The organism is Xenophilus sp. Marseille-Q4582 (assembly GCF_916700565.1).
Classification (GTDB): domain Bacteria; phylum Pseudomonadota; class Gammaproteobacteria; order Burkholderiales; family Burkholderiaceae_C; genus Xenophilus.
In genome coordinates, this window is record NZ_CAKAKO010000003.1 from 352,181 (window position 1) to 365,260 (window position 13,080).

15 protein-coding genes are annotated in these 13,080 nt (G+C 68.5%); all 15 read left to right on the plus strand.

The window, feature by feature from the left end; all coding sequences use genetic code 11:
* The first annotated feature begins 555 nt into the window (after positions 1-555).
* The 15 genes from LG388_RS12165 (at position 556) to LG388_RS12235 (ending at position 13,070) form a co-directional block, all read left to right on the plus strand.
* Positions 556-921, plus strand: a complete 366-nt coding sequence (locus LG388_RS12165) for an RAQPRD family integrative conjugative element protein (RefSeq protein ID WP_225783030.1) — start codon at positions 556-558, stop codon at positions 919-921.
* A complete protein-coding gene (locus LG388_RS12170; RefSeq protein ID WP_003140997.1) occupies positions 918-1,157 on the plus strand; it encodes a TIGR03758 family integrating conjugative element protein in 240 nt (79 codons plus the stop codon). Before LG388_RS12165 ends, LG388_RS12170 begins: the two co-directional genes overlap by 4 nt.
* A 22-nt stretch (positions 1,158-1,179) precedes the next feature.
* Positions 1,180-1,548 (plus strand): TIGR03745 family integrating conjugative element membrane protein, encoded by a 369-nt coding sequence (locus tag LG388_RS12175; RefSeq protein WP_019484549.1) that lies wholly within the window; start codon positions 1,180-1,182, stop codon positions 1,546-1,548.
* 12 nt (positions 1,549-1,560) lie between these two features.
* The gene (locus tag LG388_RS12180; RefSeq protein ID WP_017244834.1) at positions 1,561-1,971 is read left to right on the plus strand and encodes a TIGR03750 family conjugal transfer protein; all 411 of its coding nucleotides are present in this window, start codon (positions 1,561-1,563) and stop codon (positions 1,969-1,971) included.
* On the plus strand, positions 1,968-2,660 hold the full coding sequence (locus LG388_RS12185; RefSeq protein ID WP_019484551.1) for a PFL_4703 family integrating conjugative element protein: 693 nt from the start codon (positions 1,968-1,970) through the stop codon (positions 2,658-2,660). The genes LG388_RS12180 and LG388_RS12185 overlap by 4 nt, the downstream gene beginning before the upstream one ends.
* Positions 2,657-3,571 (plus strand): TIGR03749 family integrating conjugative element protein, encoded by a 915-nt coding sequence (locus tag LG388_RS12190; protein ID WP_023083168.1) that lies wholly within the window; start codon positions 2,657-2,659, stop codon positions 3,569-3,571. Before LG388_RS12185 ends, LG388_RS12190 begins: the two co-directional genes overlap by 4 nt.
* Positions 3,561-4,994: a TIGR03752 family integrating conjugative element protein gene (locus tag LG388_RS12195; RefSeq protein WP_023083167.1), complete on the plus strand. Its 1,434-nt coding sequence runs from the start codon at positions 3,561-3,563 to the stop codon at positions 4,992-4,994. Before LG388_RS12190 ends, LG388_RS12195 begins: the two co-directional genes overlap by 11 nt.
* A complete protein-coding gene (locus LG388_RS12200; protein ID WP_023083166.1) occupies positions 4,975-5,409 on the plus strand; it encodes a TIGR03751 family conjugal transfer lipoprotein in 435 nt (144 codons plus the stop codon). Before LG388_RS12195 ends, LG388_RS12200 begins: the two co-directional genes overlap by 20 nt.
* Positions 5,409-8,297 (plus strand): conjugative transfer ATPase, encoded by a 2,889-nt coding sequence (locus tag LG388_RS12205; RefSeq protein ID WP_225783031.1) that lies wholly within the window; start codon positions 5,409-5,411, stop codon positions 8,295-8,297. The genes LG388_RS12200 and LG388_RS12205 overlap by 1 nt, the downstream gene beginning before the upstream one ends.
* Before the next feature lie 13 nt (positions 8,298-8,310).
* Positions 8,311-9,054, plus strand: coding sequence for a DsbA family protein (locus tag LG388_RS12210; RefSeq protein WP_023085012.1), 744 nt, complete (start codon positions 8,311-8,313; stop codon positions 9,052-9,054).
* 195 nt (positions 9,055-9,249) lie between these two features.
* Positions 9,250-9,744: a DNA repair protein RadC gene (gene radC, locus LG388_RS12215; RefSeq protein WP_003292123.1), complete on the plus strand. Its 495-nt coding sequence runs from the start codon at positions 9,250-9,252 to the stop codon at positions 9,742-9,744.
* A gap of 168 nt (positions 9,745-9,912) precedes the next feature.
* Positions 9,913-10,362 (plus strand): TIGR03757 family integrating conjugative element protein, encoded by a 450-nt coding sequence (locus LG388_RS12220; protein ID WP_023085013.1) that lies wholly within the window; start codon positions 9,913-9,915, stop codon positions 10,360-10,362.
* Positions 10,359-11,303 (plus strand): TIGR03756 family integrating conjugative element protein, encoded by a 945-nt coding sequence (locus tag LG388_RS12225; RefSeq protein ID WP_023115030.1) that lies wholly within the window; start codon positions 10,359-10,361, stop codon positions 11,301-11,303. Before LG388_RS12220 ends, LG388_RS12225 begins: the two co-directional genes overlap by 4 nt.
* 10 nt (positions 11,304-11,313) lie before the next feature.
* Positions 11,314-12,720 carry an integrating conjugative element protein gene (locus tag LG388_RS12230; RefSeq protein WP_225783032.1) on the plus strand — a complete coding sequence of 469 codons (1,407 nt, stop codon included), beginning with the start codon at positions 11,314-11,316 and terminating at the stop codon, positions 12,718-12,720.
* A complete protein-coding gene (locus tag LG388_RS12235) occupies positions 12,717-13,070 on the plus strand; it encodes a hypothetical protein (protein WP_023085015.1) in 354 nt (117 codons plus the stop codon). Before LG388_RS12230 ends, LG388_RS12235 begins: the two co-directional genes overlap by 4 nt.
* The last annotated feature ends 10 nt before the right edge of the window (positions 13,071-13,080 follow it).

Genomic DNA, 13,080 nt, shown 5'->3' on the forward strand with positions numbered 1-13,080 from the left:
TCGACACCGACGAATCTGTGCATGCGCTGGTTATGGTCGAAAAGTGAGGCGCTCTACCAAACCGCAAAGACGGCTGGAAGTACAGGGGTGTATGGCATACCTACCCCGACAACAGGGCGCACGCTCGACGACAAGTTGATGCGGTGTCTGGGCGAGATTGCCCATTGAAGATCAGCGTGGCTCTGGCTTCGCCATGTAGGCGTACCGTTCAACGGTGGACCGGACACGAGTGTGGGCTGGGAATCGGCTCGTAGCCTAGATCGACAGTCACGAGTCGAAAAGTGAGCCGTCACGTTTTTTTCACTTTTCCTGGCAAGGATTCCGGCTTTTTTCATGATCCGTGTCACACGGGACTTGGTCGCTGACAAGGTTGCTGAAAAACCCCTTGTAAATCAACGGGTCACTTTTCACTTTCCCTGTCTTCCGACAAAGCATTGCGTGAATGCTGGCCAGCGCGACCAACAAATCCGGTCATGCCGTAGTTCCCATTCCCTGCGGCGCAAAGCGAGAGCGCGCCACAGCATCTGGCCATCCGCTTCAACGGGGAATGGCACGATGGGACAGACCAACCGCCGCACATCCGCATGGCCTGCGCTTGCCGTGGTGTTGGCTGTCTCGTTCTCGACGCTACAGCCTGCCGTCGCCGCCGACAGCCTCGCCTCGGAGCGTGAGCAGCTCGCCGCGCTCGCCCGCCAACTCGACCTGATCGACCACCTCGCCGAGCACGCCGCCAATACCGCTCCGCAGGAACGCGCCCGCTACCACTTCGACTACGCCCGACTGCGCGCAGACCTGAAGCGCGTTCGCACCGGCCTGCAGGACTACCTCGTGCCCCAGCGCGCCCAGCCGCGCGATCCCGTCCCGCTGGCCGGCGATTACGTCCGCCGCGACCGCGCCGACGACGAGGAGCGGTCACCATGACGCCCTCTGCCGATCAGGTCGCCGCCTTCCAGGCCAACGGCGGCTTTGCGCCTTCGGCCGTCTCTGCCGTGGTGCTCGCTTTCGTGTTCGCCGTGTTGCTGCTGTGGGGCGTGTGGGCCATGCGCACCGCCTACGTCGGCTGGGCCGAGCACCGCATCACTGAACGTCAGTTCCTCGCCGTCGTCGTGCGCTTCGTGGCGATGTACCTGGTGCTGACCTTCTTCCTCCTCTCCTGACCGTCACGAAAGGCCATACGCCATGAACATGCCACCGACACCCCATCGCATTTCGTCCCGCATCGCCGCACCGCTGCTGCCGCTGGCGCTCGCAGGCCTGCCGCTGTCGGCCTTCGCGCAGGGCCTGCCGACCATGGAAGACCCATCGCGCGGCCAGGGCAGCGGCATCCTGCAGACCTTGCAGAACTACGGCTACGACATCGTGCTGCTGATCGCGCTGCTCGTGGTCGCCTCGATGTTCGTCGGTGTCTGCTATCACGCCTACACGCGCTACTCGGAGATCCACACCGGCCGCGCCACCTGGGGCCAGTTCGGCCTGACGGTCGCCGTGGGCGCGATCCTGCTGGTGGTCGGCATCTGGCTGCTCACCAAGGCCACCGGCGTGCTGTGAGGGCGGCAAGCGATGGCCGTCCCTTCGGAGACCCCGCAAGACACGCTGGTGACGTTCCTGCCGCACCGGCTGAACCGCCAGCCGGTGGTCGTGCGCGGGCTGACCGCCGACGAGTTGTGGATCTGCGCCGGCCTGTCGGCCGCAGCCGGGTTCGCGCTCGGCCTGCCGCTGGCCTGGCTCACGCACAGCATCGCCATGGTGCCCACGCTGATCGTCGCCGGCATCGCGCTGGGCGTCTTCGTCGGCGGTGGTTTCCTGCGCGCGCAGAAGCGCGGCCGGCCCGACACCTGGCTGTACCGGCAGCTCCAGTGGCGGCTGGCCCTGCGGCACCCGGCGCTGGCAGCGCTCCTGGGCGGCCGGCGCCTCATCACCCGCTCGGGCTACTGGACGACCCGGCGCAACGCCGATCGAGGGGCGCCATGAGCCGTTTCAGGAACGAGGTTGCGCACCTGCAGGCGCATGTGAAGACGCTGCGTCTGGGGGCCGGCGCACTGTTCGTGGTGGCGCTGCTGCTCGGCTTCGGTTGGTGGAGTGCGCCGAAGAGTCTGACCATCCATGTGCCGCCGGACCTGCGCTCGGGCAGCACGCGCAAGTGGTGGGACGTGCCGCCCGAGAGCGTGTATGCCTTCTCGTTCTACATCTGGCAGCAGGTGCAGCGCTGGCCCACGAACGGCGAAGAAGACTATCCGCGCAACCTGCGCGCGCTGTCGGCCTACCTGACGCCGGGCTGCCGGGCCTTCCTGCAGCAGGACTACGAGTACCGGCGCGCCAGTGGCGAGCTGCGTCAGCGCGTGCGCGGCATCTACGAGATTCCCGGCCGCGGCTACGGCGATGATCCGGCCACGCGCGTCAAGGTGGTCTCCGACCGCGACTGGATCGTCACGCTCGACGTGAGCGCGGACGAATACTACGGCTCCGAGCAGGTCAAGCGCGCCCTGGTGCGCTACCCCATCAAGGTCGTCCGGCTGGACATCGACCCCGAGCGCAACCCCTTCGGCCTGGCGCTGGACTGCTACGCCAGCGCACCCCAGCGCATCGAACCGCCGCCGACGCCGACCCAGGCCGGCGTGCCCGCCAACGCCCCCGGCCACCTGCAGGGAGACTCCCCATGAAGCCCGTTGCCTTGTCGGCCCTGGCCAGCGTCCTGCTGATCCTCGGTGTCGTGCCGGCCAGCCAGGCCGTGGAAATCCTGCGCTGGGAGCGGCTGCCCCTGCCGGTGCCGCTGGTGGTCGGCCAGGAGCGCGTGGTCTTCATCGACCGCAATGTGCGCGTCGGCGTACCGGCCAGCGTCGGCGACCATCTGCGCGTGCAGAGTGCGGGCGGCGCGATCTACCTGCGGGCGAGCGAGCCGATTCCGCCCACGCGGCTGCAACTGCAGGACGTGGAATCCGGCGCGCTGATCCTGCTCGACATCGCCGCCGAGCCGGCGAAGGACGGCCAGGCGCCGCTGGAGCCGGTGCGCATCGTGGAAGCGGAGGCCCCCGCGAAGCGCTACGGCGGCGGTGCAGCAAGTGGCGCGGACGAGCAGGCCGATGCGCCCGCAGACAAATCCGTTCCCCGGCGCGAAACGCCGGTATCGGTCGTGCTGACGCGCCATGCCGCGCAGAACCTGTACGCGCCGCTGCGCACCGTCGAGCCGGTCGCCGGCATCGGCCGCGCAAACCTGCGCCGCGGCCTCGCGCTGGACACCTTGCTGCCGACACTGCCGGTGCATGCGCGGGCACTGGCCGCGTGGCGCCTGGAAGACCAGTGGGTGACGGCCGTGCGGCTCACCAATACCTCGGCGCGCTGGCTCGACCTCGACCCGCGCGCCCTGCAGGGGAACTTCGTGGCGGCGACCTTCCAGCATCCGAACCTGGGGCCGGCCGGCACCGCGTCCGACACCACGGTGCTCTACCTGGTCACGCGCGGCCACGGCCTGGCCGAGTCGCTGCTGCCGGCGCTGAGCCCGATCGACGCCACCGTGAACCTGCCGCCGGCCGCTGCGGCCGGTTCGACCGGAGGAGCGCGCGATGAAGAGTAATCCGCTGCTCAAGTGGCTGCTGATCCCGATGGCGCTGCTGCTGGTGTTCGTCGGCATCAAGCTGTTCTCCGGCGCCCCCGGCGGCCAGCCCGCCCCCAAGGGCGCGGCCAGTACGCTCACGCCCGAGGAGATGAAAGCCCTGGGCATCGCAGGCGACACGCCGCGCGATACCGTCGCCACGCTGGTGGCCCAGGTGAAGCAGTTGCGCACCGAGCTGCAAAGCGCGCTCGGCGACAACAAGCAGCACAAGGCCGAGAACGAGCGCCTGCGTGCCCGGGAAAGCGCGATCGACCAACGCATCCAGAGCGCGCTGGAAGGCGAACGCAACCGCCTGGAGCAGGAGCGTAACCAGGTGGCCAGCGACAGGCAGCAGACCCAGGGGCTGCTGCAGGATCTGCAGCGGCAACTGGACGGTCTTTCCGGCAAGGGTGGCCCGTCCGACCTGCCCGTCGGGCTGGGACTGGAAGAGGGTGACGGCAAGCGCTTCAACCGCGGCGTCGGTGGCACGCAGTGGGTCGAGCCCGACGATGCCAAGGTCGACGCCAAGAACGGCAGCAAGGAGCCGAGCTTTCCCCTGAGCTTCGGGCCGGCCCAGAAGAGCCTGTCGGCCGCAGTGGAATCCGTCGCCGACGTCGGCAGCCGCGCCGTGGGCGCATCCACGAAGGCTGTCTACACCGTGCCGTCGAACTCGACGCTCATGGGGTCGATTGCCATGACGGCGCTGATCGGGCGCGTGCCGATCGATGGAACCGTCAACGACCCGTACCCGTTCAAGGTGCTGATCGGCCCGGACAACCTCACGGCCAACGGCATCGACATCCCCGACGTGGCCGGCGCCGTGGTCAGCGGCACGGCCTCGGGCGACTGGACGCTCTCGTGCGTGCGCGGGCAAATCCGCTCGGTCACGTTCGTGTTCCAGGACGGCACCATCCGCACGGTGCCGGAGGACAGCAGCAAGGGCAGTAGCAGCGGCGGCAACTCGGGGCACAACGGCGCCAGCATCCAAGGCGGCCTGGGCTGGATCAGCGACCCCTACGGCATTCCCTGCGTCAGCGGCGAGCGGCGCAGCAACGCCCAGCAGTACCTGGGCAGCCAGGCACTCATCACCGCGGCCGGCGCCGGCGCCGCTTCGCTCATCAAGTCCGACAACGGCAGCGTGGCCGTGGTCGCCAACAGCAACGGCTCGCTGGGCACCGTCGGCATCAGCGGCAACGAAGCGATGGGCCGCATCCTCGCGGGCGGCGTGCGCGACATGGCCGATTGGGTCAACAAGCTCTACGGCCAGGCCTTCGCGGCGGTCTACGTGCAGCCCGGCGCCAGGGTGGCCGTGCATCTGGAGCAGCCGCTCGACATCGACTACGACGCCAAGGGGCGTCGGGTCCACCACCGCACCGGAGAAGCCCATGCCTCGGATCTGGATTGACGCGGCCGCCGTGCTGCTGGCGGCCACCCTGCTCGGCGGCTGCGCCACCAGCAAGGAGAAGCTGCTGCCACACGGCGACAGCACCATGCTCGACATCTGGCATCAGGAGACCGGCGGCAGCGCGGGCGGCGGCCAGGCCGCGCGGCAACTGCTCGATGCGCGCCAGGGCCTGCGCCGGCCGCTGGCCGATGCCGATGTGCAGGCGGCGCCCGGCGTGCAGGCGCGCTACACCCGTACCGCGCAGAACGAGATCTACCGCCAGTTCCACCGCCTGCCGAACCCCGACCTAGTGATGTACGTGTTCCCGCACCTGGCGGGCACCGACCCGGTGCCGGTGCCCGGCTACAGCACGGTGTTCCCGCTCTACCAGCGCGTGCAGTACGCGATGCCGGGCGAGCGCGTGGAGGACTACTGATGGCCTGGTCGCTGCCGTGGTCACGCAAGCCCGGCGCATCGCCTGTTGACGCCGCGGATGCGACCGATGATGCCTGGGCACGGCACGTAACGGCCTTGGCGGCACAGGGTGTCGCCGAGCCGGGCAGCGCGCTCGGCCGGGGCCGGCGCAGGCCGGCCACCCAGGCCGACCACGATGCGCTCTATGGCGTCGCGCCGTCGTTCGCGGACTTGCTGCCCTGGGTCGAGTACCTGCCCGGCAGCAAGTGCATGTTGCTGGAAGACGGCCAGTCGGTGGCGGCCTTCTTCGAGCTGGCGCCGGTCGGCACCGAGGGCCGTGAGATAGCCTGGCTGTGGCAGGCGCGCGATGCGCTGGAGAACGCCCTGCAGGACTCCTTCGACGAGTTGGACGACAACCCTTGGGTGGTGCAGCTCTACGCCCAGGACGAGGCCGGCTGGGACAACTATCTGCGCTCCCTGGCGAACTATCTGCAGCCGCGTGCGCAGGACAGCGCGTTCAGCGACTTCTACCTGCGCTTCTTCGCCCATCACCTGCGGGCCATCGCCAAGCCGGGTGGCCTGTTCGAGGACACCACGGTGACGCGCCTGCCGTGGCGCGGCCAGGTCCGGCGCGTGCGCATGGTGGTCTACCGGCGCACGTCCGCAGCCCCGGCCCCGCGGCGCGGCCAGTCGCCCGAGCAGGCGCTGACCACGATCTGCGACCGCCTCGCCGGCGGGCTGGCGAATGCCGGCGTGAAAGCCCGGCGTCTCGGCGCGGCGGACATCCACGCCTGGCTGCTGCGCTGGTTCAACCCGAATCCGACTTTGCTCGGCGCCACTGCCGAAGATCGGGAACGCTTCTACGCGCTGACCCGCTACCCGGAAGAGCGGGAGGAGGGCGAGATCGAACTCGCCAGCGGCACCGACTTCGCACAACGGCTGTTCTTCGGCCAGCCATGCTCGGACGTGCCCAACGGCCTGTGGTTCTTCGACGGCATGCCGCATCGGGTGATCGTGATGGATCGTCTGCGCACGCCACCCGTGACGGGCCATCTGACGGGCGAGACGCGCAAGGGCGGCGATGCCATGAACGCGCTGTTCGATCAGATGCCCGAGGACACGGTGATGTGCCTGACGCTGGTCGCCACGCCCCAGGACGTGCTGGAGGCGCACCTCAACCACCTCGCCAGGAAGGCCGTCGGCGAGACCCTGGCCTCGGAGCAGACCCGGCAGGACGTGCAGCAGGCGCGCGGCCTGATCGGCAGCGCGCACAAGCTCTACCGCGGCGCGCTGGCGTTCTACCTGCGCGGCCGCGACCTGGCCCAGCTCGATGCGCGCGGCCTGCAGCTCGTCAACGTGATGCTCAACGCCGGCCTGCAACCGGTACGCGAAGAGGACGAGGTGGCGCCGCTGAACAGCTATTTGCGCTGGCTGCCGTGCGTGTTCGATCCGGCTTCCGACAAGCGCCAGTGGTACACACAGCTCATGTTCGCGCAACACGTGGCGAACCTGGCGCCGGTCTGGGGCCGCAGTCAGGGCACGGGGCATCCGGGCATCACGTTCTTCAACCGCGGCGGGGGCCCGATCACCTTCGATCCGTTGAACCGCCTCGACCGGCAGATGAACGCGCACCTGTTCCTGTTCGGCCCCACGGGTTCGGGCAAGAGCGCGACGCTCAACAACATCCTGAACCAGGTCACGGCGATCTATCGGCCGCGCCTGTTCATCGTCGAGGCGGGCAACAGCTTCGGCCTGTTTGGCGACTTCGCGGCACGGCTGGGTCTCACCGTGCATCGGGTGAAACTTGCACCCGGCGCGGGCGTCAGTCTGGCTCCGTTCGCCGACGCCTGGCGCCTGGTCGATACGCCGAGCCAGGTACAGACGCTGGACGCCGATGCGCTCGACGAAGACCAGACCGATGCCGGCATGGCCGTGGAGGGCGACGAGCAGCGCGACGTGCTCGGCGAGCTGGAGATCACTGCACGACTGATGATCACCGGCGGCGAGGACAAGGAAGAAGCGCGCATGACGCGCGCCGACCGCAGTCTGATCCGCCAGTGCATTCTCGATGCGGCACAGCGCTGCGTAGCGGAGAAGCGCACGGTACTGACCCGCGATGTGCGCGACGCGCTGCGCGAGCGCGCCCGCGATGCGACGCTGCCGGAGATGCGGCGCGCACGGCTGCTGGAGATGGCCGACGCCATGGATATGTTCTGCCAGGGCGTGGACGGCGAGATGTTCGACCGGTCCGGCACGCCGTGGCCCGAGGCGGACATCACCATCGTGGATCTCGCCACCTTCGCGCGCGAGGGCTACAACGCCCAACTCTCGATTGCCTACATCTCGCTCATCAACACCGTCAACAACATCGCCGAGCGCGACCAGTTCCTGGGCCGCCCGATCATCAACGTGACGGACGAAGGCCACATCATCACGAAGAACCTGCTGCTTGCGCCCTACGTGGTCAAGATCACCAAGATGTGGCGCAAGCTCGGCGCCTGGTTCTGGCTCGCCACGCAGAACCTGGACGACCTGCCGAAAGCGGCCGAGCCCATGCTCAACATGATCGAGTGGTGGATCTGCCTGTCGATGCCACCCGATGAAGTCGAGAAGATCGCGCGCTTCCGCGAACTCAACGCTTCGCAGAAGGCGCTGATGCTCTCGGCACGCAAGGAGGCCGGCAAGTTCAGCGAGGGCGTCATCCTGTCCAAGTCGATGGAAGTGCTGTTCCGCGCTGTGCCGCCCAGCCTCTACCTGGCGATGGCGATGACCGAACCCGAGGAGAAGGCCGAACGCTTCCAGTTGATGCAGCAGCACGGCATCAGCGAGCTGGATGCCGCCTTCCGCGTGGCCGACAAGATCGACCGTGCGCGGGGCATCGAACCCCTGGCGCTGGACACGTTGGCCTGACGGGAGCAACACGATGCGCCTGCCTTCATTCGCCCGCCGTCATCCCTGGATCGGTCTGCTGATCGTGGCGACGATTGCAGTGGCCTCGTGGATGCTGCTGCGCGCGCCGCATCCGGCAACCGAGCCCATGTCCCCGGCCGCCGCCGGTTTCGAAGCGTCGAAACCGGCTGGCCCGCCCTGGCTGTATGGCCGTGCCGATGCGCGCTTCACGGTGGTCGGGTACGCCGACCTGGAGTGTCCGTACTGCCGGGCCTACTTCCCCGAACTCAAGCGCTGGATCGACGCCCATCCCGAGGTGAACTGGCAGTGGCACCACCTGCCGCTGTCCATGCACGAGCCGGCTGCGACTGCCGGGGCACGCCTGGCCGAGTGCGCGGGCGAGACGGGCGGGCATGCCACGTTCTGGCAAGCCGTGGCGTGGCTCTACGCGAACACCCGTGGCGACGGCCAGGGCCTGCCGGAAGGCCTGCGCTATCCCGACCTCACGCCAGCCATGCAGGGTTGTCTCGACAGCGATCGCCCCGATGCCGTCATCCGTGCCCAGGCGGCGGAAGCGGCACAGCAGGGCATCGCGGCCACGCCGGCCCTGCAACTGCGCGACCGCGAGTCCGGCAAGACCCTCCTGCTGCACGGCCCCGTCGAAGGCGATGCCTTGCTGTCGGCCATCGACCTGCTCGCCGCCGGCAACACGACCGCAGCCGAACCTGCCCATTCCCCAGACATGCCCGCCGGCGTTGCCGGTGACATGCCCAGGTAGCCATCGATCTTCAAGGCTGCGGCGCGGCTCGTCCGCGTTGATCGAAACCCGTTCGCATCGCATCCCTTGACGCGAACAGCCACCGCATCCGCGGTGGTGGATGCCCGCTCGTCACCTGTTCCATCCCCATCGTCCCCAGGAGGGTTTGCCCTCCAGGGGCAGGCGCCCTCCGATCTCATCCATTGGAGGTTCGCCATGTCTCTCGTCATCGCCGACTCCCGCCCGGAGTCGCTCACCCTGATCGCCGCCCAGCACGAAGACTGGATCATCCGGCAGGCCATCACCCTGCTGGAGAACCGCGTGTTCAAGGCCGGTCCGGCGCTGGGCAGTCCCGCCGCCGTGCGCGACTACCTGCGCCTGAAACTGGTCGCGGAGCCGAACGAAATCTTCGCCGTCGTGTTTCTCGACAACCAGCACCAGGTGCTCGCCTTCGAGCCGCTGTTCAAGGGCACGGTCGACCAGACTTCGGTGTATCCGAGGGTGGTGGTCCAGCGTGCGCTGGCGCTCAACGCTTCGGCGCTGATCCTGGCGCATCAGCACCCCTCGGGGAACACCGAGCCCTCGGCCGCTGATCGTGCGATCACCGAGCGGCTGAAGAGCGCCCTGGCCACCGTCGATGTCCGGGTGCTGGACCACTTCATCGTCGGCAAGGGCAGCCCGTACTCGTTCGCCGAAGCCGGCTTGTTGTAGCAGCACCAGCCGACGCGCATTCATGTCATCACCACGGGAGCCCTTGGCTCCCGTTTCCTTTCGCCGACCCGCAGAGAAATCGGGACTGACCGGTTTCGGTTTCTTTGTCGTCCCCTGATCTGCGTTGCGCTCGACTACGAGTCTGCATCGACTCCGCGGAGGCGCGACATGCCGGCTCATTCCCTCAACCTTCCTGCCGCCTCGCGGCGCCTCCTGGCCGCCCGGCTGGCCGCTGGACTGTGCGCCGCGCTGCTCGGTCCCATCGCGGCGGCCGCCGATGTGCTCGTCGTCACCGACAGCCGTCATCCGGTGCAGGCCCCGGCCGGCGTGCGGATCATCGAGCTGGACCAGGCCACGCGCATCGAGGTCGAACTCGCCGCGCACCTGCCGGCCGACCCGCAACAGGCCGCAGCCGTGGTGCGGCAGCGGTTGCATGACGGCGGCGAGGCGCTGCAGCGCCGCATCGGCCATGCCTATCAAGGTGTCGCGGATGCCTGGGGACTGGGCATCGCCAAGATTCCCGCCGTGGTGGTCGATCGACGCTACGTGGTCTACGGCGAGCCCGACGTGTCCCGCGCCGTCGCGCGCATCGACGCCTACCGGAGCACGCAGCCATGAGCCTCCTGCTGGCGTCCCGGCGTCTGCGCGCCACCGCCGCCTCGCTGCTGCTGGGCGCGGCCACGTCGACGTTCGCCCTGGACACCGCCACCATCGTCTCGTCGGCGCTGTCCCCCGACTGCCTCGAATACCGCGTGGTCGGAATCTGCTACTGGCTGTACTGCACGCCCTTCGGCTGCTCGGTTCGCACTTCCGTCAAGGTGCGCCACTACGTCCCCGATGCGGTGGTGTCGAGCTACTCGAACACCGGAGAAAACCCGTGGCAGGAAGTCAGGGCGATGAGCATGCCCAACCCGACCGCCAAGGCTGGCGGTGACGGCACGACCAATCACGACAACGAGAACAACCTCGCCAAGTTCAAGAACGCCGATGTCATCGGCCATCCGGCCGGGATGGTGTTCAGCCAGTTCGCCAGCGCCTCCGGCTACACCTGCGAAGGCGCTGGCACGGCCTTCATGCCGTATCTGCTGAGCACGCTCGACACGATCGCCTGGCGCTACAACATCCCGGAAGCGTTCTACCCCGAAGCGCTCATCCCCGGCCGGCGCGAAATCGGTACGCGCACCGGCCTGAACCTCTGGGGCAACGTGTATCCCCGCGGTGGCTTCCTGCACCAGACCGACGACCACAAGAGCGGCGCCGTGGTCGCGCAGCGCGCGGGCGACATCGTGACGCGCCGCAACCAGATTCACGTGTACCAGCCCCTGCTGGCCAACGCCCGCGACGGGTACTGGCCGGCCGGCGCGCTGATGGAGACCGACGCCTCGACGGGCAAGTGGCAGGAGCTGACGCCCACGCTCTCGAACAGTTGCGTGGTTTTCCCGCACAGCCGCACCCGCGTGCAGGCCCAGCAGGGCGACTACGCCTGGGCCTTGTGGCGGCCGTACTCCTGCTGCCGGCGCCGTGGCCAGGTCTTCCTCGGCAGCGTCGATTTCATGTGAGGAACCCACGATGAACGCCTCCCTCCCTGACTTCCTGCGCCGCGCGAAGTCGCCCCTGCGGGCCACGCTGCTCGTGGCGGCCATCACGCTGGCCGTCGGCGTCGCCTGGGCGCAGACCCGCATCGACCCCAATGGCGTGAACGTCAGCGGCAGCGTGATCGGCGACGACGTGCTCTACAGCATCGGCGGCGGCCGGGCCGTGTCGATGGGTGGTGCCGGCAACATGCAGAGCATCGGCGTCGGCGTCGGCTGGAACAGCAACCTGATCTGCGGCGACATGAGCATCACCACGACGCTGCAGAACCAGCTCAACGGCATCACCAACGGCTTCCAGACGATCATGAGCAACGTGATCCAGAACGCCACCAGCGCCGTGGCCTCGCTGCCGGCGCTGATCATCCAGCGCGCCGACCCGGGCCTGTACAACCTGCTCACCAACGGCATCCTGCAGGCGCGCCTGGATTTCGACCGCTCGAAGATGACCTGCCGCGCCATCGCCAATCGCATGGCGGACATGGCCGGCGGCCAGGCCGGCTGGGACCAGCTCGCCGAAGGGATGGCGCTGCGGGATGCGGTCAGCAGCACCGATGCCGTCTCCGCCATCGAGCAGGCCGAGTCCAACAAAGGAAACAACGGCGTGCCATGGGTCGGCGGCGGCAACGCGGGCGGCTCCGGTCAGAGTTCGATCAAGGTGGTCGGCGACGTGACGCGCGCGGGCTACAACCTGCTCAACGGGCGCAGCGCCACCGATACCTCGTCGATCGCGCGCAGCGCCTGCGGCAACCGCCTGACCTGCCAAACCTGGTCCTCGCCCCAGGCGGCCGCGGACTGGGCGACCCGCGTGTTGGGCGAACGCGAGCAGCGCACCTGCGAAAACTGCACGAAGACCGAGACCACGCCTGGCGTCGGGCTGACGCCAATGATCCAGGAAGAGTACGAGACCAAGCTGCAGGCGCTGCAGGAACTGGTGACGGGCGCCCGGCCGACGACGCTGGCCAATCTCGACGCAGCCGGCAGCAGCTCGCTGCCGATCACGCGCGGCGTGATCGAGGCCCTGCGTGACGAACCCGACCAGGACGTGCTGGGCCGGCGCCTCGCGTCCGAGGCTGCGCTGTCCAGCGTGCTGGAGAAGGCCCTGCTGCTGCAACGCACGTTGCTGACCGGCAAGAAGGAGCCGAACGTCGCCGCCAACGAGCTCGCCGTGCAGGCGGTGGACCAGGAGAACAGCGCGCTGGAGCAGGAGATCAACAACCTCAAGACCGAGCTGGAGCTGCGCCGCACGCTGGCCGGCAACTCGGCGATGGCGATCATCCAGCGCCACAGCACCCGCGCTGCCGGCTCGCGCGGCGTCTTCGAGGGCGACACCACGCGCGACCGTCTGCGGGAAGTCCAGAAGCCGCGGAGCGGCACGCCATGAGCCGGCTCGCCTGGCTGTGGCTGCCATGGCTGTTCAACCGCCGCGTCGGCGTGGCGCTGCTGTGGACCTTGCTGGTGGTCGCCGCCGCGGTGGCGGTGAACATCGCCGGCATCCACGTGGTCGGCGGCGTCGAGGGCTGGCAGCACTGGCTGCAGGCGCACGCCGGCCACTTCTTCGTGTGGCGTCTGTGCCTCTACGGAGCGACGGCTTACGGCTGGTGGTGGATGCGTCGGCGCCTGTTGCGGCGGGAGCCGTCCCGCGAAACGCATCAGCGCCTGCTGCGCACGGAGATCGCTGCCGTGATCGCCGTGGTCGCGCTGGAAGCCAGCCAATTGTTGCGGCACGGCTGAGACCGGGAGG